The sequence below is a fragment of the Pseudomonas sp. BE134 genome, from assembly GCF_031456105.1.
In the GTDB taxonomy this organism is placed as follows: domain Bacteria; phylum Pseudomonadota; class Gammaproteobacteria; order Pseudomonadales; family Pseudomonadaceae; genus Aquipseudomonas.
This window is the reverse complement of sequence record NZ_JAVDUA010000001.1, coordinates 75,204-98,541: the sequence shown is the minus strand read 5'-3', so window position 1 is coordinate 98,541 and position 23,338 is coordinate 75,204. Positions and strand designations below refer to the sequence as shown.

Annotated in this window: 20 protein-coding genes; 13 read left to right on the top strand and 7 right to left on the bottom strand. The window is 60.0% G+C overall.

Features of this window, described 5'->3' with window-relative positions:
- The first annotated feature begins 280 nt into the window (after positions 1–280).
- The 5 genes from J2Y56_RS00405 (at position 281) to J2Y56_RS00385 (ending at position 7,574) form a co-directional block, all read left to right on the top strand.
- Positions 281–1,672: a GntP family permease gene (locus J2Y56_RS00405; protein ID WP_007943539.1), complete on the top strand. Its 1,392-nt coding sequence runs from the start codon at positions 281–283 to the stop codon at positions 1,670–1,672.
- A 7-nt stretch (positions 1,673–1,679) separates the two neighbouring features.
- Positions 1,680–2,453: a 3-hydroxybutyrate dehydrogenase gene (gene hbdH, locus J2Y56_RS00400; protein ID WP_007943540.1), complete on the top strand. Its 774-nt coding sequence runs from the start codon at positions 1,680–1,682 to the stop codon at positions 2,451–2,453.
- 120 nt (positions 2,454–2,573) lie between these two features.
- On the top strand, positions 2,574–4,529 hold the full coding sequence (locus J2Y56_RS00395) for an acetoacetate--CoA ligase (RefSeq protein ID WP_310347803.1): 1,956 nt from the start codon (positions 2,574–2,576) through the stop codon (positions 4,527–4,529).
- 164 nt (positions 4,530–4,693) lie between these two features.
- Complete coding sequence (locus J2Y56_RS00390) at positions 4,694–7,231, top strand: PAS domain S-box protein (protein WP_310347799.1); 2,538 nt, start codon at positions 4,694–4,696, stop codon at positions 7,229–7,231.
- A gap of 67 nt (positions 7,232–7,298) precedes the next feature.
- Positions 7,299–7,574, top strand: a complete 276-nt coding sequence (locus tag J2Y56_RS00385; protein WP_007898282.1) for a peptidylprolyl isomerase — start codon at positions 7,299–7,301, stop codon at positions 7,572–7,574.
- A gap of 36 nt (positions 7,575–7,610) precedes the next feature.
- Here J2Y56_RS00385 and J2Y56_RS00380 read toward each other — a convergent pair whose 3' ends face one another.
- The 4 genes from J2Y56_RS00380 to J2Y56_RS00365 all read right to left on the bottom strand — a co-directional run bounded on the left by J2Y56_RS00380 (position 7,611) and on the right by J2Y56_RS00365 (position 10,024).
- Positions 7,611–8,828 (bottom strand): amino acid deaminase, encoded by a 1,218-nt coding sequence (locus J2Y56_RS00380; RefSeq protein WP_310347798.1) that lies wholly within the window; start codon positions 8,826–8,828, stop codon positions 7,611–7,613.
- Positions 8,829–8,937: 109 nt separating this feature from the next.
- Complete coding sequence (locus J2Y56_RS00375; protein WP_310347794.1) at positions 8,938–9,327, bottom strand: RidA family protein; 390 nt, start codon at positions 9,325–9,327, stop codon at positions 8,938–8,940.
- A gap of 177 nt (positions 9,328–9,504) precedes the next feature.
- Positions 9,505–9,786, bottom strand: coding sequence for a type II toxin-antitoxin system RelE/ParE family toxin (locus tag J2Y56_RS00370; protein ID WP_310347792.1), 282 nt, complete (start codon positions 9,784–9,786; stop codon positions 9,505–9,507).
- The gene (locus J2Y56_RS00365) at positions 9,776–10,024 is read right to left on the bottom strand and encodes a type II toxin-antitoxin system Phd/YefM family antitoxin (RefSeq protein ID WP_310348343.1); all 249 of its coding nucleotides are present in this window, start codon (positions 10,022–10,024) and stop codon (positions 9,776–9,778) included. The genes J2Y56_RS00370 and J2Y56_RS00365 overlap by 11 nt, the downstream gene beginning before the upstream one ends.
- Positions 10,025–10,412: 388 nt before the next feature.
- On the opposite strand from J2Y56_RS00365, the gene J2Y56_RS00360 reads away from it, so the two are divergent.
- The 7 genes from J2Y56_RS00360 to J2Y56_RS00330 all read left to right on the top strand — a co-directional run bounded on the left by J2Y56_RS00360 (position 10,413) and on the right by J2Y56_RS00330 (position 19,765).
- On the top strand, positions 10,413–10,862 hold the full coding sequence (locus tag J2Y56_RS00360; RefSeq protein ID WP_007946522.1) for a co-chaperone YbbN: 450 nt from the start codon (positions 10,413–10,415) through the stop codon (positions 10,860–10,862).
- Between the two features lie 116 nt (positions 10,863–10,978).
- Positions 10,979–12,133, top strand: a complete 1,155-nt coding sequence (gene wecB / locus J2Y56_RS00355; protein WP_310347789.1) for a non-hydrolyzing UDP-N-acetylglucosamine 2-epimerase — start codon at positions 10,979–10,981, stop codon at positions 12,131–12,133.
- Complete coding sequence (gene nrfB / locus J2Y56_RS00350) at positions 12,130–14,304, top strand: cyclic di-3',5'-guanylate-activated glycosyltransferase NrfB (RefSeq protein WP_310347787.1); 2,175 nt, start codon at positions 12,130–12,132, stop codon at positions 14,302–14,304. The genes wecB and nrfB overlap by 4 nt, the downstream gene beginning before the upstream one ends.
- Positions 14,305–14,330: 26 nt before the next feature.
- Positions 14,331–17,459, top strand: coding sequence for an NfrA family protein (locus J2Y56_RS00345; protein WP_310348339.1), 3,129 nt, complete (start codon positions 14,331–14,333; stop codon positions 17,457–17,459).
- Positions 17,459–18,343 (top strand): DUF4434 family protein, encoded by an 885-nt coding sequence (locus tag J2Y56_RS00340; RefSeq protein ID WP_310347784.1) that lies wholly within the window; start codon positions 17,459–17,461, stop codon positions 18,341–18,343. The genes J2Y56_RS00345 and J2Y56_RS00340 overlap by 1 nt, the downstream gene beginning before the upstream one ends.
- Complete coding sequence (locus tag J2Y56_RS00335; protein ID WP_310347782.1) at positions 18,321–19,397, top strand: GGDEF domain-containing protein; 1,077 nt, start codon at positions 18,321–18,323, stop codon at positions 19,395–19,397. The genes J2Y56_RS00340 and J2Y56_RS00335 overlap by 23 nt, the downstream gene beginning before the upstream one ends.
- Positions 19,398–19,507: 110 nt before the next feature.
- Positions 19,508–19,765 (top strand): DUF2790 domain-containing protein, encoded by a 258-nt coding sequence (locus J2Y56_RS00330; RefSeq protein WP_007946516.1) that lies wholly within the window; start codon positions 19,508–19,510, stop codon positions 19,763–19,765.
- On the opposite strand, the gene J2Y56_RS00325 is transcribed toward J2Y56_RS00330, so the two are convergent.
- Positions 19,762–20,166, bottom strand: a complete 405-nt coding sequence (locus J2Y56_RS00325; protein ID WP_310347779.1) for a MerR family transcriptional regulator — start codon at positions 20,164–20,166, stop codon at positions 19,762–19,764. The genes J2Y56_RS00330 and J2Y56_RS00325 overlap by 4 nt on opposite strands.
- A gap of 77 nt (positions 20,167–20,243) precedes the next feature.
- Here J2Y56_RS00325 and J2Y56_RS00320 point away from each other — a divergent pair, with 77 nt between their 5' ends.
- Positions 20,244–21,467 carry an NADH:flavin oxidoreductase/NADH oxidase family protein gene (locus J2Y56_RS00320; RefSeq protein WP_310347777.1) on the top strand — a complete coding sequence of 408 codons (1,224 nt, stop codon included), beginning with the start codon at positions 20,244–20,246 and terminating at the stop codon, positions 21,465–21,467.
- 118 nt (positions 21,468–21,585) lie between these two features.
- On the opposite strand, the gene J2Y56_RS00315 is transcribed toward J2Y56_RS00320, so the two are convergent.
- Positions 21,586–22,149, bottom strand: coding sequence for a VWA domain-containing protein (locus J2Y56_RS00315; protein WP_310348338.1), 564 nt, complete (start codon positions 22,147–22,149; stop codon positions 21,586–21,588).
- 101 nt (positions 22,150–22,250) lie between these two features.
- The gene (locus J2Y56_RS00310; protein ID WP_310347775.1) at positions 22,251–23,249 is read right to left on the bottom strand and encodes an AAA family ATPase; all 999 of its coding nucleotides are present in this window, start codon (positions 23,247–23,249) and stop codon (positions 22,251–22,253) included.
- Positions 23,250–23,338 lie beyond the last annotated feature (89 nt).

Here is a 23,338-nt window from a genome sequence, read left to right as displayed (position 1 = left end):
ACAGATCTCCATTGTTAGACAGACCATCGCGGGCAAGCCCGCTCCCACAGGGGGACGCGTTTTCATGGGTGACTCGCTCAAACTGTGGGAGCGAGCCTGCTCGCGATGAGGCCATCACTGCCAAACAAGTCTCAAATGAGAGACAACCATCTCGAAAGCCCATCAAAAACGAAACAAATATCCTTATATTTCAATGACCTAAGTGTATGGCACGAATCTCGCTTAAGCCCTCTCCCACAAAAGACCTACCCTACAAAAATAACAATCCAGGAGACACACCATGAGTGTGATCATTGCCTTGGCAGCCCTCACGCTGCTGATGGTGGCTGCTTACCGCGGCTACAGCGTTATCCTTTTCGCCCCGATTGCCGCCCTCGGCGCCGTTCTGTTCACCGACCCTTCCGCTGTTGCCCCAGTCTTCACCGGGGTGTTCATGGAGAAAATGGTCGGGTTCATCAAACTGTATTTCCCGGTGTTCCTGCTCGGCGCGGTGTTCGGCAAACTGATCGAGTTGTCCGGCTTCTCCCGCTCAATCGTCGCCGCCGCCATTCGCCTGCTTGGCACGCGTCAAGCGATGTTGGTGATTGTGCTGGTCTGCGCCCTGCTCACCTACGGCGGCGTGTCGCTGTTTGTGGTGGTCTTCGCGGTCTATCCGTTTGCCGCTGAAATGTTCCGCCAAAGCAACATCCCCAAGCGTTTGATTCCGGCGACCATCGCCCTCGGTGCGTTCTCGTTCACCATGGACGCCCTGCCCGGCACCCCGCAAATCCAGAACATCATCCCCAGCACTTTCTTCAACACCACCGCCTGGGCGGCGCCGTGGCTGGGTTTGATCGGCGCGATCTTCGTGTTCTGCGCCGGCATGCTGTTTCTTCAGCGCCAGCGCAACAAGGCCCAGCGCTCCGGCGAAGGCTATGGCACCGAGTTGCGCAACGAGCCGGAAACAGCACTCGACATCAAACTGCCTAACCCGTGGATCGCCCTGTCGCCGCTGTTGGCCGTGGGCATCTCGAATCTGTTGTTTACCCAGTGGATTCCGCAGTGGTACGGCAAGACCCACACCCTCCAGCTGGCGGGCATGGCCGCGCCGGTGACCACTGAAATCGCCAAGCTGACGGCGATCTGGGCGGTTCAGGCAGCGTTGCTGGTGGGCATCATCATGGTGTTGGTGTTTGGTTTCCAGGCGATTCGCGGCAAGTTGGCCGAAGGCAGTCGAAGTGCAGTCGGCGGTTCGTTGCTGGCGGCGATGAACACGGCCTCGGAATACGGCTTCGGGGCGGTAATCGCCTCGTTGCCGGGCTTCCTGGTGCTGGCCGACTGGCTCAAGAGCATTCCGAACCCGCTGGTCAACGAAGCCATTACCGTGACCGTGCTCGCGGGCATCACCGGCTCTGCCTCGGGCGGCATGAGCATCGCCCTGGCGGCCATGGCCAATAACTTCATCGCGGCGGCCCATGCGGCCAACATTCCGCTGGAAGTGCTGCACCGCGTGGCCGCGATGGCCAGTGGCGGCATGGACACCCTGCCGCACAACGGCGCGGTGATTACCTTGCTGGCAGTCACCGGCCTGACGCACCGTGAAGCCTATAAAGACATTTTCTGTATTACGCTGATCAAGACCCTGGCGGTCTTCGTGGTCATCGGCATTTTCTACGCCACTGGCATTGTGTGAGGTATTCATGACGACTCTTTCAGGCAAGACCGCACTGGTCACCGGTTCCACCAGCGGCATCGGCCTGGGCATTGCGCTCAGCCTGGCCAAGGCCGGCGCCAACGTGGTGCTCAATGGTTTCGGTGATGCCTCCAAAGTGATTGCCGAGGTCCAGCAGTTTGGCGGCAAGGTCGGTCATCACCCGGCTGACGTCAGCGACCCGACGCAGATCGCCGAGATGATCGACTACGCCGAGCGTGAGTTCGGCGGCATCGACATTCTGGTCAACAACGCCGGCATCCAGCACGTCGCATCGGTGGAAGCGTTTCCGGTGGAGCGCTGGGACTCGATTATCGCGATCAACCTGTCGTCGGTGTTTCACAGCACCCGCTTGTGCCTGCCGCGCATGCGGGCCAAGAATTGGGGAAGGATCATCAACATCGCCTCGGTGCATGGTCAGGTGGGGTCGGTGGGCAAGGCTGCGTATGTGGCGGCCAAGCATGGGGTGATCGGCTTGACCAAAGTGGTGGGCCTGGAAACTGCAACCACACACGTGACCTGCAACGCGATCTGTCCTGGCTGGGTGCTGACGCCGCTGGTGCAAAAGCAGATTGATGACCGCGCCGCGACCGGGATCGATCCGCAGCAGGCGCAGCATGATTTGCTCGCAGAGAAGCAGCCGTCACTGGAGTTCATCACCCCGCCGCAGTTGGGTGAACTGGTGCTGTTCCTGTGCAGCGAGGCCGGTAGCCAGGTGCGTGGCGCGGCGTGGAATATTGATGGTGGGTGGTTGGCGCAGTAATCCGCCACTAGACCGCGTTATCGTTCTTCGCGAGCAGGCTCGCTCCCACAGGGGATCGCATTTCAATGTGGGAGCGAGCCTGCTCGCGAAGAGATCTGCAGATAGAAGAAGAGGCAAGCCATGTCCGAGATCCTCTGGCAACCCAACGCCGAGCGCATCGGCAAGTCGCGCATGGAGGCCTTTCGGCGCTCCATCATTCAGCGCCACCACCTCCACGTCGATGACTACCCGGCCCTGCACCAATGGTCCATCGATCAGCGTGAAGACTTCTGGCAGGCCATTGTCGATTTCTTCGACATCCGCTTCCACGATCAAGCCGACGCGATACTTGTCGAGGGCCCGCAAATGCCCAGCGCCGAGTGGTTCCCCGGCGCCACCCTGAACTTTGCCGAACACCTGCTGCGCCGTCGCGACGATGCCATCGCGGTGATCGCCATTGGCGAGAACGGCCAGCGCGAACACCTGACCTGGGCTGAGCTGGCGGAGCATGTGGCCGGGTTCCAGCACAGTTTGATCGCCGCGGGTGTCGGCCTCGGCGACCGTGTGGCGGCGTGCATGCCCAACACCTGGCAAACGCTGGTCGCGATGCTCGGCACCACCAGCCTGGGCGCGATCTGGTCCTGCTCATCGCCGGACTTTGGCACTCAAGGTGTGATCGACCGTTTCGGCCAGATCGAACCGAAAGTACTGATTACCTGCGCCGGCTACCGCTACGCCGGCAAGGACATCGACCAGACCGGCAAAATCAATGAAATCCTTCAACGCCTGCCCTCGTTGCAGCAGTTGATCGTGGTGCCTTATGCAAGGCCGCAGGCGCACATCGTGGATTTCCATACCCGTGCCAACGTGACGTTATGGGAGGATTTCTACGACGTTGGCGGCGAGCCGGATTTCGTCCCCGTGCCCTTTGCGCATCCGCTGTACATCCTTTATTCCAGCGGTACCACCGGCGTGCCCAAATGCATCATCCACAGCACCGGCGGCGTGTTGCTTCAGCACGTCAAAGAACACGGATTGCATTGCGATCTCGGTGCCGGCGACCGCCTGTTCTACTACACCACGTGCGGCTGGATGATGTGGAACTGGCTGGTCTCGGCCCTCGCCGTGGGCAGCGCCGTGGTGCTGTACGACGGCTCGCCGTTCCATCCTGATCCTCAACGCCTTATCGACCTGATCGACGACGAACGCATCAGCGTCTTCGGCACCAGTCCCAAATACCTCGCGACCCTGGAAAGCAACGGCGTGAAGCCAAGGGATAGCCATGACCTGAGCAGCCTGAAAACCCTGCTCTGCACCGGTTCTGCGCTGTCGCCCCAGAGTTATGACTATGTGTACCGCGACCTGAAACCCGACGTGTGTCTGGCCTCGATGTCCGGTGGCACCGACATCGTTTCGTGCTTTGTGAACGGCAACCCGTTTCAACCGGTGCGCCGGGGCGAGATGCAGGGCAAGAGCCTGGGCATGGCCATCGAAGTGTGGAATGACGCCGGTCAGCCGGTGATCGGCGAGAAAGGTGAATTGGTGTGTATCCGGCACTTTCCGGCGATACCCATCGGTTTTTGGAATGACCCGCAGCAGGAAAAGCTGCGGGCGTCGTATTTCAGCCAGTTCCCTGGCATCTGGGCCCAGGGCGATTATGCCGAGCAACTGCCCCACGGCTCGATGGTGATCCATGGTCGCTCGGATGCAGTGCTCAACCCTGGCGGCGTGCGCATTGGCACGGCGGAAATCTACCGTCAGGTAGAGAAAGTCCCGCAGGTGCTGGACAGCGTGGCCATTGGTCAGCAGTGGCAGGATGACGTGCGGGTGGTACTGTTTGTGCGGTTGCAGGACGGTGTTGAACTGGACGAAGCCTTGCAGCAACAGATCCGCCAGGTCATCCGCGCCAACACCACGCCTCGGCATGTGCCGGCAAAAATACTCGCGGTGACCGATATTCCGCGCACTATCAGCGGCAAGGTCGTCGAGTTGGCAGTGAGAAATGTGGTGCATGGGCAAAAGGTGAAAAACACCGATGCACTCGCCAATCCAGAAGCGCTCGAACAATTCCGCAACCGCGCCGAACTCCTTGATTGACAGTGAACTACTGTGCCAGCCCATGATTTGCGCAAACATCGATTTCCATGGCAAAAAGCCCCCGCAAAGCATTCAATGAAAAAATAATGACCCAATACGGGTCAACCAGCGTCTACCGCCCGACGAGATAGAAAACGCCGCCGACTTAAACGCAGGACCACTTGATGAACGCAGCACCCACCGGCAGCGATGCCCTGGCCTTGATTGCCCGACTGGACTGGACAAGCACCCCATTGGGCGCTGCTGGCACCTGGCCGCAGAGCTTGCGCACCGCCGTGGACATCGTGATTCACTCACCGATGCCGATGCTGTTGCTATGGGGACCGCAGCTCACGCAGATTTACAACGATGGCTTCGCCTTCCTCGCCGGCAGCAAGCATCCACATGCATTCGGACAACCGACGCACCAGATCTGGCCGGAACTCCAGGACTTTACCGACCCGATTTACAGCGCCGTCCTGCAGGGCCAGGTGCGCACCTACAGCGAACAGCGTTTTACCTTGCAACGTGACGGTGAGGCGTCCGACTTCTGGCTGGATTTGACCTACAGCCCGATTCGCGATGAAAACGCCGAGGTCGCCGGCATTCTGGTCACGGCCATCGAAACCAACGAACGCCGCCGAATCGCACTGGAACTGGAACAGCGCTCGGCCGCCAGCCTCAAGGCTCAGCGCGACACCGAGCAACGTCTGCAACTGGCCCTGGCCGCCACCGATGCGGTCGGCACCTGGGACTGGGACATCGGCGAAGACCGCTTCCTCGCCGACGCCCATTTCGCCCAACTGCACGGCGTCGATCCGGGCATGGCCGGGCAGTTGCCCATCAGCGAATACCTGCACGGTGTGCATCCAGAAGACCGGGCGTTGATTGCGCGCAGCATCAAGCATTGCATCACCCATGGCACCGAGTACGCCGAGGAATATCGCCTGCTGCAACCCGACGGCCAAGTGCGCTGGGTGTTTGCGCGGGGGCGCTGCTACAAGGATCACCACGGCCGGCCGATGCGTTTTCTCGGCGCTGCGCTGGACCTGACCGAGCGCAAACACACCGAGCAGGCATTGCGCCAGAGTCAGACCGAGCTGCAACTGATCATCAACGCCATGCCAGTCCTGATCAGCTACGTCGACAGTGAAGAGCGTTTCCGCCTGAATAACGCTGCGTACCTGGACTGGTATGGCCTGACGCCACAGGAGCTTTACGGCAAAACCATTCGTGAGGTGCTGGGTGAGGAGGCCTATGCGTTGCGCGCCGAATACATCGCCGACGCGCTGAAGGGCAAGCCATGTTGTTTCAGCATCAGCACGCCGCACCGTGACGGCAGCCTCCGCCAGGCACTGATGAACTACCTGCCGCGCCACGGTGCGGATGGCGCGGTGAATGGGTTCTATATTTTTGTGATCGACGAAACCGAGCGTAAACAGACCGAAGAAGCCCTGCGCAATCTCAACGAAACCCTGGAAGAGCGCGTCGCTGCCCGTACTCAACAGCTCGCGCAAGCCAACCAGCGTCTGCAAAACGAGATGTTCGAGCGTGAACGCGCCGAAGATGCCTTGCGCCATGCGCAGAAAATGGAAGCGGTCGGCCAACTCACCGGTGGCATCGCCCATGACTTCAACAACATGCTGACCGGGATCATCGGCAGCCTTGACTTGATGCAGCGCTATATCGCTGAGGGGCGCACCGACGAGATCGGCCGTTTTACCGACGCCGCCGTGTCCTCAGCTAATCGCGCCGCCGCGTTGACCCATCGCTTGCTGGCGTTCTCCCGGCGTCAATCACTGGATCGCAAGCCGCTGAACACCAATGAGCTGGTGCGCTCGCTGGAAGATTTGCTCAGCCGCACCAAGGGCGACCACATCGAGCTGAGCCTGCAATTGGCCGATGAAGTCTGGCCGATCAGCACCGACGTGAGTCAACTGGAAAACGCCTTGCTCAACCTGGTGATCAACGCCCGCGATGCGATGCCTGATGGCGGCAAACTGCTGATCGAAACGGCCAATGTTTACCTCGACGGCAACGATCTCTCCACGCTGGAACCGGTCAGGGCCGGGGACTACGTGATGATCGCCGTCAGCGACAACGGCACCGGCATGACGCCGTCGGTGCTGGCCAAGGCCTTTGACCCTTTCTTCACCACCAAACCCATCGGCCAGGGCACTGGCCTGGGGTTGTCGATGATCTACGGCTTCGCCCAGCAATCGGGCGGGCATGCCAGCCTGTTCAGTTTGCCGGGCAAGGGCACCAGCGTGCGACTGTACTTGCCACGCCTGCACGACATGGAACCGCAAGACGTGCTGATGCCGGTAAAAAGCGAGGCGCCAGCGGCGATTGCCGGGGAAACCGTGGTGTTGGTGGAGGACGATCCGGCTGTGCGCATGTTGGTGCTCGACTTGCTCAATAAGCTGGGTTACCACGCACACGAAGCCGAAGATGCGAAGACCGCCCTGCCGCTGCTGGAATCCGACTTGCGCGTCGATCTGTTGGTGACCGATGTCGGGCTGCCGGGCATGAACGGTCGGCAATTGGCCGAGATCGCCCGTCAGCATCGCCCGGATCTCAAAGTGTTGTTCATGACCGGTTACGCGGAAACGGCCGCTGAACGTCAGGGTTTTCTGGAGGAAGGCATGGACATGGTAGCCAAACCGTTTTCCATCGACCTGCTGGCCAACAAGATTCGCACGATGATCGGCCAACCCGAGTGAGTTGAGGCATAATCGCCCGCCCCCCGCTGGCACCAACATAGCCACCACCGTTGCAAGGTATGCCCCCATGAAAGCTCAAGCCCGCCACATTCTGGTGAAAACCTCGGAAGAAGCCGAGCAGCTCAAACAACGCATCGCCAAGGGCGAAGCCTTCGATGTGCTGGCCAAGAAGTATTCCACCTGTCCGTCCGGCAAGCGCGGCGGCGACTTGGGTGAAGTGCGGCCGGGACAGATGGTCGGGGTCATTGATGCAGTGATTTTCAAGAAACCGCTGCGAGTGGTGCATGGGCCGATCAAGAGCAAGTTCGGGTATCACCTGGTGCAGGTGTTTTACCGGGATTGATGGGTTGGCTTTTCGGCCCCACCTCGGTTTCAAGCCTTAGAAACAGGTCTCCATGGTTTCGATGACATTCAGCTGATCATCCACCAGACACCCCGTGCGCCACTTGTCGAACGTCAAGCACGGGTGCGAAGTGCCAAACGAAATGATGTCGCCCACTCGCAATTCAACCCCCGGCGCCACATTCATGAACGCGTGTTGATCCATCACTGCCGTCACCTTGCAGGCGCTGACGTCATCGCCCGTCGCCGGCACCACGCCGGCCTTGTAACGCAGCAACGGCACTGGCAAACCGGCGTCGTAGGCCACATCGCGTTTGCCCAGGGCAATCACTGCGAAACCCGGCTCCGGCATCGACTGTACATGCGCCCAGACTTCCATTGCCGGACGCAAGCCCTCGTTGAGGTCGCTGCGTCGGTTGAGCACGCAGCATTGCGCTTCTTTGTAGATGCCATGGTCGTGCGCCACATAGCTGCCGGGACGTAGCACGCTGAGGAAACGTCCGCCCGCGTTCTGCGCTTCGAACGCCTCGGCAATCAAGTCATACCAGGCTGATCCCGACGCGGTGATGATCGGTTTGGCAATCGCGAACGCACCGCTGTCCTGCAACTGCACCGCCAGGCGCACCAACGACGCAGCGAAATCACGAATGCCGGTGACCGCATGATCACCATGGATCACGCCTTCATAGCCTTCGATGCCGGTCAGGGCCAGCGCCGGTTGCGCGTTGATGGCTCTGGCCAGTGCGATGACTTCGTCTTCGGTACGGCAACCGCAACGACCGCCGACCACGCCGTATTCGATCATCACGTTCAGGCGCACACCGCGCGAGGCGAAGTAGGCGCCGAGGTCGGCGACGTTGTCCGGGTGATCAACCATGCAATGGAAGTCGAAGGTCGGGTCTGCCAGCAGAACGGCAATCAGCGCCATGTTCGGCGTGCCGACCAATTGGTTGGCCATCAGCACCCGACGCACGCCATGGGCATACGCCGCACGGGTTTGCGTGGCACTGGCCAGGGTGATGCCCCAGGCCCCAGCGTCCAGTTGGCGGCGAAACAGGGCCGGGGTCATGCTGGTTTTACCGTGGGGCGCGAGCTCGGCACCACTGTTGCTGGCAAAGGCCTGCATCCAGCGAATGTTGTGCTCCAGCGCTTCGCGGTGCAGCACCAGCGCCGGCAAGCTGACATCGCGCACCAGGTTAGCGCCGATATGGGCAAAGCCCTTTTCCACGGCGGCAGTGTGTTGGGCAGTAGACATGGTCGAACTCCTCACATTCGCGGCCGCAGGCAGCCGCAGTTATTCGTTGATACGCCGGGCCGTCATCGCTTGTAGGAGCAGGGCTTGCCCGCGATGGGCTCGACTCGGTTCAAACCTTTTTCTTGTACGCGACGCAGTCAATCTCAACTTTGCAATCAACCATCATGCTCGCCTGCACACACGCGCGCGCCGGGGCGTGTTCGGGGCTGAAGTACTCGGAAAACACTTTGTTGAAACTCCAGAAATCCCGTGGATCGTCCAGCCATACGCCGGTTCGCACCACGTCTTCCAGGCCGTAACCGGCCTCTTCGAGAATCGCGATCAGGTTTTTCATGGTCTGGTGAGTCTGCTCGACAATGCCTCCCACAATGATTTCGCCATCCAGCGCCGGCACCTGCCCGGACACGTGCAGCCAGCCATCGGCTTCAACCGCGCGGGCGAAAGGACGGGGCTGACCGCCGCCAGCGGTGCTACCGGTGCCGTAACGGGTAATGGTCATGATTGGTTCTCCTGATTGATGCATATTCCGCTATAGCGGAGACTTGAATGTAACAACGGAACAGTCCGCTGAAAGTGTGCCACAGGTTGCGGGGGGTACGGGGGAGGTTGAAAACCACGTTGAATCTACAAATCGAGACAAACGCAGGTGAAACTGTTGTGGATTCAACAAATCGCATCAGCGTGCGGTAGCGGCTTTGTAAACATCACCGCGCTCTCTCCTCCCCACGGCAATTACTGTCACTACCAGTGCGTCATCCATGACGCGGTAAACCAGTCGATATCCGGCACTTTGCAGCTTGATTTTGTAGGCATTTCCAAGCCCACTGAGTCGGTCTGCGGGGACGTGTGGGTTTGTAAGTCGCTCCCGAAGTCTCTTTTTGAACTGATCTCTGAGGTTTACTCCAAGCTTTTTCCATTCCTTCCAGGCTTTATCGGAGAACTCCAGCTCATAGGTCATCAATCGAAACCTGTATCGTCGGGTCGTTTTCCCGCTCTTTACAAAGGGCAAGCAACTCCAGATCTTCCAAACGATTCATCAGGGCTTCGTATTCTTTGGCGGGAACGCAATAGAATGCCGGTTCATTGCGATTTAGTATCGCAACAGACAGACCACCGCCAGCAGCCACAGTACCCATCGGGTTCCTTTTCAATTCAGAGATGCTCGCTACGACCTGCGACAGGACGATATGTGTCATAAAAATGTTCCTTTGAGTGCTTTTAGAGGTACTAAAAATAGCACTCCAAAGGGTATCTGCCTCTATCCTTTTGGCATATAGAGGGCGCTCACCAGATGTCGTTTGCTGCACTTCAATTCGCGGATTGATCTTGTATTCCGGGTTGCTACTCATGCTCTCAGGTACTCCCTTCCAGTCCAAAACTGTCGTCACTGACGGATGAACAAAAGTATCACTTCACTCGCTTCCAGCTTTCCGTGATTGCTGTCGGGCCGGTCCCACTCTGAAGTAAGCCATGTCCTGATCGCCGTAGGAAAAGACCGAACTGTAACTTCTGACAGTAGACCCACCCCGCCCCCCTCCTTTACCGTCGGCAAACCTCGATGGTCGTTGTAAAAAGGAGATTTCAATGAGCTCGACCCGCCACCCGCCGACACTGGCGCCGGCCTACCGAAAAGCCTTGAACACCTGGCGGCCGGTGATCCTGTATTTCGGCAATACACACTGCCCTGCCTGCGAAATTGCCGAACCGATTTTCCGTCAAGTTGCTGAACAGTATCGGGACCGGGCGAGTATTTATGTGCTGAACACCGGCGAGTCTCCCCGCCATCCGAACGTGACCGGCACCCCGACCGTGCTGTTTTACAAGGATGGCAAACTGCTGAAAAAACTCAAAGGCATAGGCACCCGGCAAACCCTGGAAGCCGACTTTGCAGCCCATATTGGCAAGACAAAACCCAAACTCCTGCACCGACAACCCTCCCACACGGTCCATTGGTTACGACAAACGCTCAGCACCCTGCGCACCGCCCCCAGAGCCAGCGATCTGCTAAACCGTCGCCTCCATACTCGTTGTTGATGAAGCCTGTATGAGCATTGGACAACCCCGGTTCCGACTGCTTTATTCAATACTCAATTGATAAGCGGTTTTAACAGCCACGATATGACTGGCGTGCGCTGACCGGGGAGGAGTTGATGTCTTTCAAGGTCATGATGGTGTTCGGCACCCGCCCTGAAGCGATCAAGATGGCACCGCTCGCACGCGTTCTACGTCAGTGGCCCGGCATCGAACTAAACATCTGCTCCACTGGCCAACACCGTGAAATGCTCAAGCAGGTGCTGGATTCCTTCGAATTGTCGGTCGACGAAGATCTGCACGTGATGACTCAGGGTCAGACTCTCAACGGCCTTTCCGAACAATTGCTGATTCAGCTCGACAAGGCCTATGAACGGGTAAATCCGGATATCGTGCTTGTCCATGGCGATACCACCACCAGCTTCATTGCCGCCCTCGCAGCCTTCAATCGTCAATTGCCGATCGGCCATGTCGAAGCGGGATTGCGCACCGGCAACCTGAGCGCGCCCTGGCCTGAAGAAGCCAACCGACACCTGACCGGCGTGATAGCCGACCTGCATTTTCCGCCCACCACCAAGGCTGAAGACAACCTGCTGCACGAAGGCGTGCCCAAGGGCAATATCGAAGTCACCGGCAACACGGTGATCGATGCGCTGGTGTGGATGCGTGCACATCAAACAGAAGTCAACTGGCACCCTGCCGCCGACTCACCGCTGGCGGTGCTGGATGAGCACCGCCGTATGGTCCTGATTACCGGTCACCGACGGGAAAACCTCGGCGACGGCTTTCAGAATATCTGCCAGGCGTTGGCCCAACTCGCACAGCATTACCCCGACGTGCAATTCGTCTACCCAGTACACCTCAACCCGCAGGTGCAAAGTGCGGTGTATGGGATGCTCTCGGACAAACCCAACATCTATCTGGTAGCACCGCAGGACTACCAGCATTTTGTCTGGCTAATGGGTCGGGCCCATTTCATCCTCACCGACTCCGGCGGTATTCAGGAAGAAGCACCGTCAATTGGCAAACCCTTGCTGGTGATGCGAGATGTCACGGAACGGCCCTCGGTGCTTGAAGGCGGCACGGTGCTGTTGGTGGGTACCGATACCGACCGGATCGTCAAGGAAGCCAGCCGGTTGCTGGATGAGGATGCCCACTTCGAGCGCATGAGCCGCGTGTTCAGTCCCTATGGGGACGGCCACGCCAGTGAGCGCATTGCCACACGCCTCGACGCCTGGCTACGTGCACGCTCGGCGTCGGGTAAAGCCACATGAGTCTTGGCCTTGTCGATTTTTTTGCTTATGTACTGTTTGGTCTTAAATACATCGCGATAGCTCTGGCCCTGTTGATGTTTGTACTCGGGCTCGATGACTTGTTCATCGACCTGGTGTACTGGACTCGCAAGTTGATCCGGCGCTGGCGGATCTACGAAAAATTCGAGCGTGCCGACGAAGAGCGGCTCTACGCCATCGCCGAAAAGCCCTTGGCGATCATGGTTCCGGCATGGAATGAAGTCGGCGTGGTCGGAGAAATGGCGCGTCTGGCGGCCTCAACCATCGACTACGAGAACTACCAGATTTTTGTCGGCACTTACCCCAACGATGCCGACACCCAGGCCGATGTCGATGCGGTCTGCCAGCACTATCCCAATGTGCACAAAGTGGTGTGCGCCCGCCCCGGCCCGACCAGTAAGGCCGATTGCCTGAACAACATCATCGACGCGATCCTGCGCTTCGAAAGCGAGGCCAGGATCCAGTTCGCCGGTTTTATCCTGCACGATGCCGAAGACGTGATTTCGCCGATGGAGTTACGCCTGTTCAACTACCTGTTGCCGAACAAGGACCTGATCCAGATCCCGGTCTACCCCTACGCGCCGGAGTGGCACGGCTTCACCGCCGGGCACTACGTTGACGAGTTTGCGGAGAATCATGGCAAGGACGTCATTGTGCGCGAAGCCCTGACCGGTCAGGTGCCGAGTGCCGGTGTCGGCACTTGCTTCAGCCGCAAGGCCATCAGTGCCCTGCTGGAAGATGGCGACGGCATCGCCTTCGATGTGCAAAGCCTGACCGAAGACTACGACATCGGTTTTCGTCTCAAGCAAAAAGGCATGAAGTGCATTTTCGCCCGTTACTCGGTGACCGACCCGAAACTGGCGCTTGAGCAGCCTTGGGCATTCGGCATGAACCGTGAGTTTTCCCAGGTCATCTGCGTCCGCGAGCATTTTCCACGGGACTTGCAGTACGCCATCCGCCAGAAGTCGCGCTGGATTGTCGGTATCGTCTTCCAGGGCACCACTAACCTCGGCTGGAGCTCCAAAGGTCTGCTCAGCTACTTCCTGTGGCGCGACCGGCGCGGCTTGATTGCGTATTTGTTGAGTTTTCTGGTCAACTTGCTGTTCGTGGTGCTGCTGGTCATGTGGTTGGTGACGGTGATTTTCCCGGAGACCTGGCGTTATCCATCGATCCTCTCCGACAGCAAACTGCTGATTGCGCTGCTCTGGCTTAACGGGTTGATGCTGCTCAATCGATTGTTCCAGCGTGGCTGGTTTGTCACTCGTTACTACGGTCTGGGTGAGGGATTGCTGTCGGCGCCGCGCATGATATGGAGCAACTACGTCAACTTTTTCGCCAACCTGCGGGCACTGCGCCAGGTAATGGAAATGGGTGATTCGCGCCGTGTGGCCTGGGACAAAACCACTCATGAGTTTCCGGCCCTGACCAAAGCCCAGCGCACGCCGCTCGGTCATCGTCTGATGGAAAAAGGCTTGATCACCGAGGAGCAACTGGACGCCGCGATCACCAGCCCGGTGCGGCGTCGCCTCGGACGCGAACTGTTACTGCGCGACTGCATCACCTCTGCACAACTGGTCGAGACGCTGGCCGAGCAACTGGACCTGGAATGGGCGCCGCTGAACCCGTTCAAACTCGACAAACGCCTGATTGATGCAGTGCCGCGCAAAGTCGCCTCTCATTACGGCGTGCTGCCAGTGGCCGAAGACGGCGACACGCTGGTGCTGACCTCGGAAAGCCCGGTCAGTCAGGTGTCGCAGGGAGCCATCAGCCGCCAGTTGAAACGCCCGGTGCGCTGCCGACTCGCGCCTCAAGGCCGGGTCACCCTGGGCATTCGTTACTGGTACGCCAGCCCCCATCAACGTGACGAGGTCAGGCAGATGCTCAGCGTGCTTGAGCGTCATCAGGACGATGAAGCCCTGCTCGAACGCGTCAGCCGCCATCAAGTGCTGCTTGGCAATCTGCTGCAAGAGCGCGGCATGGTTCCGGCGACTTTGTTCAATCAGGCCCTGATCGACTTCGACGCCGAAACCATGTCCTTGGGCGAACATTTGATCTCACGCGACATGATCACCCGGGAAGTACTCGAACAAGCCTTGGCCGATCAGGCCAGCGAACAGCACGCCGCCTACTGCATCACCCGGGAGGTCGCGTGAAGGCTTGGACAGTTTGCCTGGGTACCATGCTGTTCAGCCTGAGCCTCAACACGTGGGCGCAGGCCGAACCGCTGAGCGATTTTCAGGAGTTCCGCAGTTTTCCCTACATGGACCGCAGTTACCGCGAAGCGAAAAAAGGCAACTGGGCCGAAGTCGAGCGGTTGATGCGTCATCTGCTGAGCAAGGTGCCAAATAACGACGAAGCCCGTGCTTTGCTGGTGGAATCGCTGGCCAAACAACGGCGCTACAAGGACGCGGTGCAGACCCTGCCAGATACCCCGAAAAACAGCGATGCCCTGCTCAACCTGCGCCTGACCTGGATCGAACAAGACCCGCCAGGCAGCGAACAAGTCGAACAGTGGATGGCCACCAGCTCCCCGAACCACCGCGTGCGCCTATGGCAGGCTTACAGCCTGAGCCTGGCCAAGTTCGGCGGTGCGGCCAGGGCGCACGACTGGCTGGCGCAATTGGCACCCCGAGGCGACGAGGACATTCTGCGCCGCGCGCGCGCGAACTGGTCAGAGCAACTGCGCGACTGGAACGGCACCATCGAACAACTGGCCCCACTGGCGGCCCGCAATCAACTGGACGCCCAAGGCTGGCAACGACTGGCCAATGCCTACGTGCAGCGCCTCGACGAGCAAGCGCTTCGACAACTGCTGGAACAGGCACCCAGCGCTGAAGCCGCACGCAAAACCCGCCTGGCCATGGTCGACCGCTCGATTGCCATGGGCCACACCCAGCAAGCCCAGCGCTGGATGCAATCGCTGCCGGCCAGCGACCTAGCGGACCCGGCCCAGCGTCAACGGCTGTGGGAATTGGCACGACAAACGGGCGACGTCGCCATCGTGCAGCGCCTGAGCGGCGAATTGCAGCGCCCCTGCCTGGAAACGGCAGAATGGCTATCGCGCCGCGACCCGGACGCGGCACTCAGCCAATTGCGCGGTTGTCGGCCAGACGACGATCCGCAGACCTGGCTGATCCTCGCCCAACGCCTGCAAGCCACCGAATTGCTGCAAAGCACACGCCTGCCGGAGCCGTGGGACACACGCCGGCACGAACAACTGCTGGACGTCTGGCAGGCGCAGGGCCACAGCGACAAAGTCTTGGCCTGGCTGGCCAGCCAGCCGCAAACCGCCGGCGTGGTGAAGCGCCGCGCCGATCTGACGCAAGCACTGGGTCGAACAACTGAAGCGGCGGCGTTGTGGGAGCGCCATTACCAGCTGACCGGTAACTTCGACTCGCTGAATCAGGCCACTTATTTGGCGCTGAACAACGGTCAACGGGAGCATGCGCAACAACTGCTCGAAAACGCTTACGATCGCCACAACGGCAAACTGCCGGCCGTCCTGCTGCAACGCCTGGCGAATTTCTATGCCATGTCGACCCCGACCCCGGCGCAGCAACGGCGCATCGTCTCGCTGCTCAATCGCGTCGATCCCGCCACGCGCGGTCAGTTGCTGGCGCAACTGGCCGAGAACGGTCAATGCGCCGTGGTGCAGCATGCCATCGGCGAGCATCCTCAGGCTGTGGGTGACTACCGCGCACTCGGCCGCTGCGCCATGCCGGATCGTCCCGGCGAAGCGGTGGTTTATTACCAACAGGCTGAAAAACGCGGGGACCAAAGCAGCCGCCTGCCGTTGGCCTATGCCCTTGAAGCAGCGGGTGATTCGGCTGGCGCCCTGGCGATCTGGCGCAGTGTTCCTGCGGCACAAATGAGCGACAACGCCAAACTAACCGCCAGCCGCAGCGCCCTTGCCGCAGGTGACAATCAGGCCGCTGAACGCTACTGGCAACAGAGCAGCGCCCGGGGTGCCAATGAATGGGCGTTGGGCGCAGCCATTGCCGATGCGCGGGGTGATCATGGATTGGCCTTGCAGCGACAGCACTCAGCCTTGCAGCAATCGCCTGATGCCGGGAATTTCTACGCGGCGTCCGTCACGGCGCAAAAAGCCGGTGAGACGCAGCAAAGCACCGCGTGGCTCGCCGAGGCCGTGCGCCGCGAGCCAGACAACCCACGTTATCGGGCCGATTACGGCATGCGACTGGCCGGCGCCGAGACCCGCGAAGAACGCGCGAAAGCGCTCCCCTACCTGCAAACCGCCACCCAGGATTTCCCCGAGGACTACCGCCTCGGCGAAACCCTCGCCTTGCGCCATGACGAAGCCGCAGACAGCGCTTCGGCGCGCAACGAACTGCGCCGGGTGATCGACCAGGAACAAAACCCGGTCGCCGCCGACGATGAAGATGGCAGTATGGAAGCCCGGCGTTATCGCCAGCGTCGCGCCCACGAAGCCCTGTCTCGCCGCGACACGCGCACCTTAGCCAGCACCTGGTCGCCGGCCGGCATATCGACCAACGACTTTGTGCGCCCCGACAACAACGGCACCGGCACCAGCCGCCAGCCCGCCTCGCAGAACGTGCAATTGGCCATGTGGGACCATGCGCTGGGCGAAGAACCGAGCCGGGCCGGCAGCACGCTTTCGGTTTATGGACGGGTGTTGCTCGGCGGTGTCGGTCGTACGAGTTACGCCGAATCCATCGGTACTGGCGTCGGCCTGCGCTATAAACCGTGGGGCACAGCAAACATCAACTTCTACGGCGAGATTTACAAACAGAGCCAGTTCGACGACCAGGACAATCACAGCCTGAGCCTGGGACAACTGCTTGTTCCTGAAAAACTGGCCGATCAGATTGAAGATCACCGCCAGGACGGCCACAGCACCACCGACTACCTGCTGCGCGCCACCGGATCGTTTCTCGATCAGGGGCGATTCCGCAACGATTGGCGCGTCGATGAAAGTGATTGGGAAGAACGCTCCCTCTACCTGGACGCCGCCTGGTGGACCAAGGCCGGCGACCACCAATGGCTGTCGCGTTTCCAGCAGGGGCATACCTGGAAGTTGCCATTCAATGGCGCGCAAACCCTCATGCCGTACGGTTTTCTCGAATTCGCCAGCCAGGACCCGAGCAATGTCTGGCGCCAGGACCTGCGCACTGGCCTGGGCTTGCGCTGGCAATGGTGGTTCGACGAGGACATCTACAACGCCTATCGCGCGCACCTGAGCGTACGTACCGAGTACCAGCAATCGCTGGGCGGCAACTTGTACGAGGGCGGTAGCGGAGTGCTGGTGGGCGTGGAGATGAACTTCTGATGAGGCGATTAGTGCTGATGGTCTGCGTCCTCTTGGTCAGCCTCGTGGCGCGTGCTGATGTGCGGATTTTTTATCAACCGCTGAACGTCGATGCCAATCTCAGCCAGGCACAATGGCGAACAGTCTGGCAACAAACCGCCCGCCAAGGTGCACACACCGTGATGGTGCAATGGACGGCGTACGGCGATTCGAACTTTGGCGGGGCCAAGGGCTGGCTCGCCAGCAGTCTGCACCTGGCCCACGAGCAGGGCCTGAAAATTGTGCTGGGGCTATCCATGGACCCAGCCTACTACCAGCGCATCAATGAACTGGACAGCGCCGGGCTGGCCACCTATTGGCAAGCACAACTGGGCCAATCGCTGGCTCAGCAGCGGACACTGCGCAAGGACTGGAAACTGCCCGTCAGCGGCTGGTACCTGCCGCTGGAACTGGATGACCTGCACTTTTTTCCGGCCGAACGACGCACCACCCTGCAACGCCAGTTGAAGGACTTCGCCGGCAAACTCGATGCGCCGCTGCATATCAGTGCATTCAGTGCCGGCAAACTGGCGCCGCAGGTCAACGGACAGTGGCTGGGCGCCTTGGCCACTGCTGGCCTGCAAGTATGGTGGCAAGACGGCGCCGGCACGGGCCGCTTGCCGGCATTGGTTCGTCAGAGCTACGCCAGCGCACTGCCCTGCCCGGTCGGTATCGTGCGTGAAGCCTTTCGCCAGGTCAGCGTCGAAGGCCAGCCGTTTCGTGCGCAACCGTCTACGCCAGACGCAACGTCGGCGGGTTGTCATCCGACCTCGGTGTTTTCCCTGCGCTACCGGCCATGGGGCAAGTTGATCCTCGACAACCAGCACAACAACAGGGCCGGCGATGTACAAAACCATCGAAGATGAAATCCGTGGCAAAGCCGCGCCGGCTGCTTTGAAAGCCGAGTTCATCCAGCACGAGTTCGAACGCCAGCACACGTTCTGCCTGTTGATCTATGTCGCCAGTGTTGCCATGTGGGTGGTGTTCGACTTGATCCTCAGCTTCATGGGCGGTCGGCCTTTTACTTGGCAGTTGCTGTTGTTCTTCGGGGTGTTTTCAACCCTGACGATTCTGTTGCTGTTCACCCGCAAAGCCGGGCACTTTGATGTCTTGAATCTGTTCTTCGTGTTCGCCATCACGTTGGGCTCGCGGCTGCTGGTAGATGATTTGCCTGAAAGCAACCGTGCGGCATGGCTGTTAATTGCCGCGTCCAGCACGCTATACGGCGCTTCGATCCTGCCGCTTAGTCGCTGGTCGTTCTTCGGCGCGCAACTGATTACCTGGTTGAACCTCAACCCGTTCTATCACACCGACGTTGGCGCGTTCGAGGTCAGGGGTGTGATGACCCTCAATTACAGCGCTTTCCTCTGTGCGCTGACGCTCTACAGTTTCTTCAAATTGCGTGAAGCCAAGCTGAACAACTACATCATGACCAACCTATTGCTGGATCAGGCTTACTTCGACACCCTCACCGAAATCCCCAATCGCCGGTCATTCATGACCCGCGCCCACCAGCAACTGCATGCCAAGCCGCGCGTGCACGACCATTACCTGGCGATGATCGACATCGACAACTTCAAGAAGGTCAACGATGTCTACGGCCACGACATCGGCGACGAAGTGCTCAAGCGCATTGCCGCAGACATCAAAACGGTCATGGTCGATTTTGAGTACGCACGACTGGGGGGTGAGGAGTTTGCGATTTACCTGGCCGGGGTGCGTCGCGAAGACGTCGAACACCTGGCGGGTGAACTGTGCCGGGTGGTGCGTGAACACCCGACCCGGCATCCGGTGACCATCAGTGTCGGCCTGGCGCGGGTTGCAGACGGCGACACGTTGAATCAGGCGCTGATCAAGGCCGATGAGGCGTTGTATGCGTCAAAGCACTCGGGGAAGGATCGGTACACCTTTCATGAATAACCTAAAGCGCCTTTTGATCTGAAAACCTTGCCTTGAGCCTGGAATAAACCCTGGCGGGGCTCGTCGTACTGCCACTGAAATCCTTCAGTAGCCACTACGAGCGCCCCATCATGAAAAACCTTCTGTCCACGCTGTTTCTGATTGCCCTGACCGGTACTGCAGCCGCCGCCTCCGTCGACAACGCCAACCCCTCGAACGTCGAGGATTACAGCTATTCGAAAGCGCTGAACATCGCCAAGGTGGTCAACATCACCAGTGGCGATTACTGCGGCATCGGCCCACGGGAAATGACCTACATCGACACGATGGGCACCACCCATGTCTTGCGCTACCAGGCTTACGGTGATTCGTGCATCGATCAGAACTAAAGCTTGAACGACGCCATCAATCGCTCGGCATTCGCATCACAGGCCATCCCTTCGGGCCGTGTCTGGATATTTTCGATCACCGCCAGCAACTGCGCCTTGCTCTGGGCCAGGTGCAGTTGCATTTCCTCGATCTGCTCCACTTTACGCGAAAGCCCCGCCACCAATTCGTCATGCTTGAACTCGCCCGTCACCTTGTCCGGTAGCAACAGCTTCAGCTCTTCCAGACTGAATCCTGCCTGCTGCGCACACTGGATGATTTGCAAGGTTTGCAGTACTTGCGCGGGATACCGCCGGTAACCGTTGGCCGAACGCTCGACCTGACGAATCAAACCCTGAGCCTCATAAAAACGAATGCGCGAAGCGTTCAGCCCGCTTAACTGCGCCAGTTCACCAATCTTCATTACGCCCTCATTTGCCTGCTTGACATTAAAGTTAACTTTAAGCTTAGCCTCTGCTCTTCACTGATGAGGAGTCAAGCATGTCGCCCTTCCAAGCGTTGAATCTGCCCAACGGCCAGACCGTCGGCAATCGTATCGCCAAAGCCGCGATGGAAGAAAACCTCGCTGACACCGGGCAAGCACCGTCTGACGCATTATTTCGGCTGTATCAGGCCTGGGCCGAGGGCGAAGCCGGTTTGTTGCTGACCGGTAATGTCATGATCGACCGCCGCGCCATGACCGGCCCCGGCGGCGTCGTGCTGGAAGACGAACGCGATCTGCAACGCCTTCGGCAGTGGGCAACCATCGGCCGGTCCGGTGGCGCGCAGTTCTGGATGCAGCTCAATCACCCCGGCCGCCAGACCATGGCCAACCTCGGTCAGCAAGCCTGGGCACCGTCGGCAGTGGCACTGGACTTGGGGGCGCTTTCGAAAATGTTCGCCGAGCCCAAACCGATGACCGAGACCGATATCGCCGAGGTGATCGCGCGCTTTGCCACCAGCGCGGCCCTCGCCGAAAAGGCCGGCTTCACCGGCGTGCAGATTCATGCCGCGCACGGTTACCTGATCAGCCAGTTCCTCTCACCGTTGACCAATCGCCGCACCGACCGCTGGGGTGGATCGCTGGAGAATCGAGCGCGCTTGCTACTGGACGTGGTCAGTGCCGTTCGCCAAGCCGTCTCGCCGCAATTTTGCGTGGCGGTTAAACTCAACTCCGCCGACTTCCAGCGTGGCGGCTTTGACGCTGACGATGCCCGTCAGGTGATCATGTGGCTCAACGAGCACCCCATCGACCTGCTGGAACTCTCCGGCGGCAGCTACGAGGCCCCGGCCATGCAAGGCGAAGCCAGTGATGGCCGGACGTTGGCGCGCGAAGCCTATTTTCTGGAAATGGCCGGTGAACTGGCCAGCGTCGCGCGCATGCCGGTGATGGTCACCGGTGGCATTCGGCGACTGGCCGTCGTCGAACAGGTGCTCGACAGCGGCATCGCCATGGCCGGCATCGGTACGGCACTGGCGGTCGAACCGCAGTTGGTCAAACACTGGCGCGAAGGCCGCAACAGCCATCCACAACTGCCGCCGATTCTGTGGAAACGCAGACCACTGGCGGCACTGGCGAGCATGGCGGTGGTGAAGTTTCAGCTTCATCGATTGAGCCGCGGGCGCAAGCCACGGCCGCAGGTGTCTGCCGTGTGGGCGTTGATTCTTGACCGGTTGTATATTGGCCGGCGTACGCGGCAGTACCGTCAGGCGATGGGCAAATAGATTTAAACCGGGTTGTCCCCATCGCGAGCAGGCTCGCTCCCACAGGTTTTGTGGACACTGAAGAACCACTGTGGGAGCTGGCTTGCCAGCGATGAGGCCGGAACAGACAACCAATAATTCAGCCAGAAATCAGCTCATCAATATGGCGATAATCTGCTTGTAATTCAGCCGCCATCTGCCTCGCCCGCCCAAGCCGAATCGGCCCGCGCTCGATATCAATCAGCAGGCTCGGACACTCCAGCAGCGGCAAACTCGACCACTCCTTCAATCGCCCATCGGTCAGCAACAACACACGCTGCTGCTCCGCCGGGAAGCGCTTTTGCCGCGTTGCCAACCAACGCACCGCCTCACCCAGCGCCGCCAACACCGGCGTACCACCGCTTGCGCCCAATCCATCAAGCCAGGCCCGCAAACCGCTGGACGCTTTCAAGCCTTGTACCTGCCATTTCGGCACATTGCCGCTGGCCGTCAACAACGCAAGGCGCGCCCGCTGGCGGTAGGCATCATCGAACACTTGCGCCAGGAAGCCTTTTGCATCGCTCAGCGCCTGGTGACGCCGGGTCGAGGCCGAGGCATCGACGATCACCAGCCACAACTCATGGGCGCAACGGGTACGCAGGTGGAACAGCACATCGCTGCGCTGACGCGGCCGGCCATTGAGTAAGGTCCCCGGCCAGTTGATCGAACCGCTGCGTGCGGCGTGACGTTTGCCTTGCTTGCCGTTGTCCAGCCGTCCTGCGCGGGGTCTGGCATTCGCCCCCGCATCAGATCGAGGGCGAATGCCTAGGGCTTTTTTGGCCAGCTCGGCACTTCACGGCGAGCGCCAACCGGCAGCGCCTGGGCAGGCATTTCACCCCATTGGCCCTGGCCTTCGCTCGGGTTGGCGTTTTGTGCAGACGGCGGTTGATGGTGTTGCGGGGCCAGTGGTGATTGCTCGCGGCGGCGATGGCGCAAGGCAAACTCGGCGACGGCGTCGATATCGGCCTCAGTGATCGCGTTTGCACCGCGCCATGCGGCATGGGCGCGCGCGGCGCGTAACCAGACCAGGTCAGCGCGCAAGCCATCGACGCCGGCAGCAAAGCAGCGTTCAGTGATCAGCGCCAACGCTTCATCATCAAGGGGGATGCTCGCCAATAGGCTACGTGCCATCTCGCACCGTTCCCGCAGCGACTGCTGCTGATGCTCCCACTGCGCGCAGAAGCGTTGCGGGTCGCTATCGAAATCCAGGCGTCGACGGATGATCTGGCCGCGTTCGGTCGGTGCGGTGTGGCCGCTGAGCGCAACGTTCAGACCAAAACGGTCGAGCAGTTGCGGGCGCAGTTCGCCCTCTTCCGGGTTCATGGTGCCGATCAGCACAAACTTCGCCGAATGCCGATGGGAAATTCCATCGCGCTCGATCAGGTTGGTGCCGCTGGCGGCGACGTCGAGCAACAGGTCCACGAGGTGATCGGGCAGCAGGTTCACTTCATCGACGTAGAGCACGCCGCCGTCAGCCTTGGCCAACACGCCGGGAGAGAATTGCGCACGGCCGTCGCTCAGGGCGGCGTCGAGGTCGAGGGTGCCGACCAGTCGTTCTTCGGTGGCGCCCAGTGGCAAGGTGACAAATTGACCACTGGCCAACAGGTCCGCGAGGCCCCGGGCCAGGGTGGATTTGGCCATGCCACGCGGACCTTCGATCAGCACGCCGCCGATTTTCGGGTCAATGGCGGTCAGGTACAGGGCGAGCTTCAAGTCGTCGGCGCCGACCACGGCGGATAGGGGGAAATGCGGGGTGTCGGTCATTGTTAAATCTCGCTCATGGTCGGTGGCAGGCAAACCTTGAACCTGTGGGAGCGAGCCTGCTCGCGAAGGCGATGTGTCAGCCAACATCG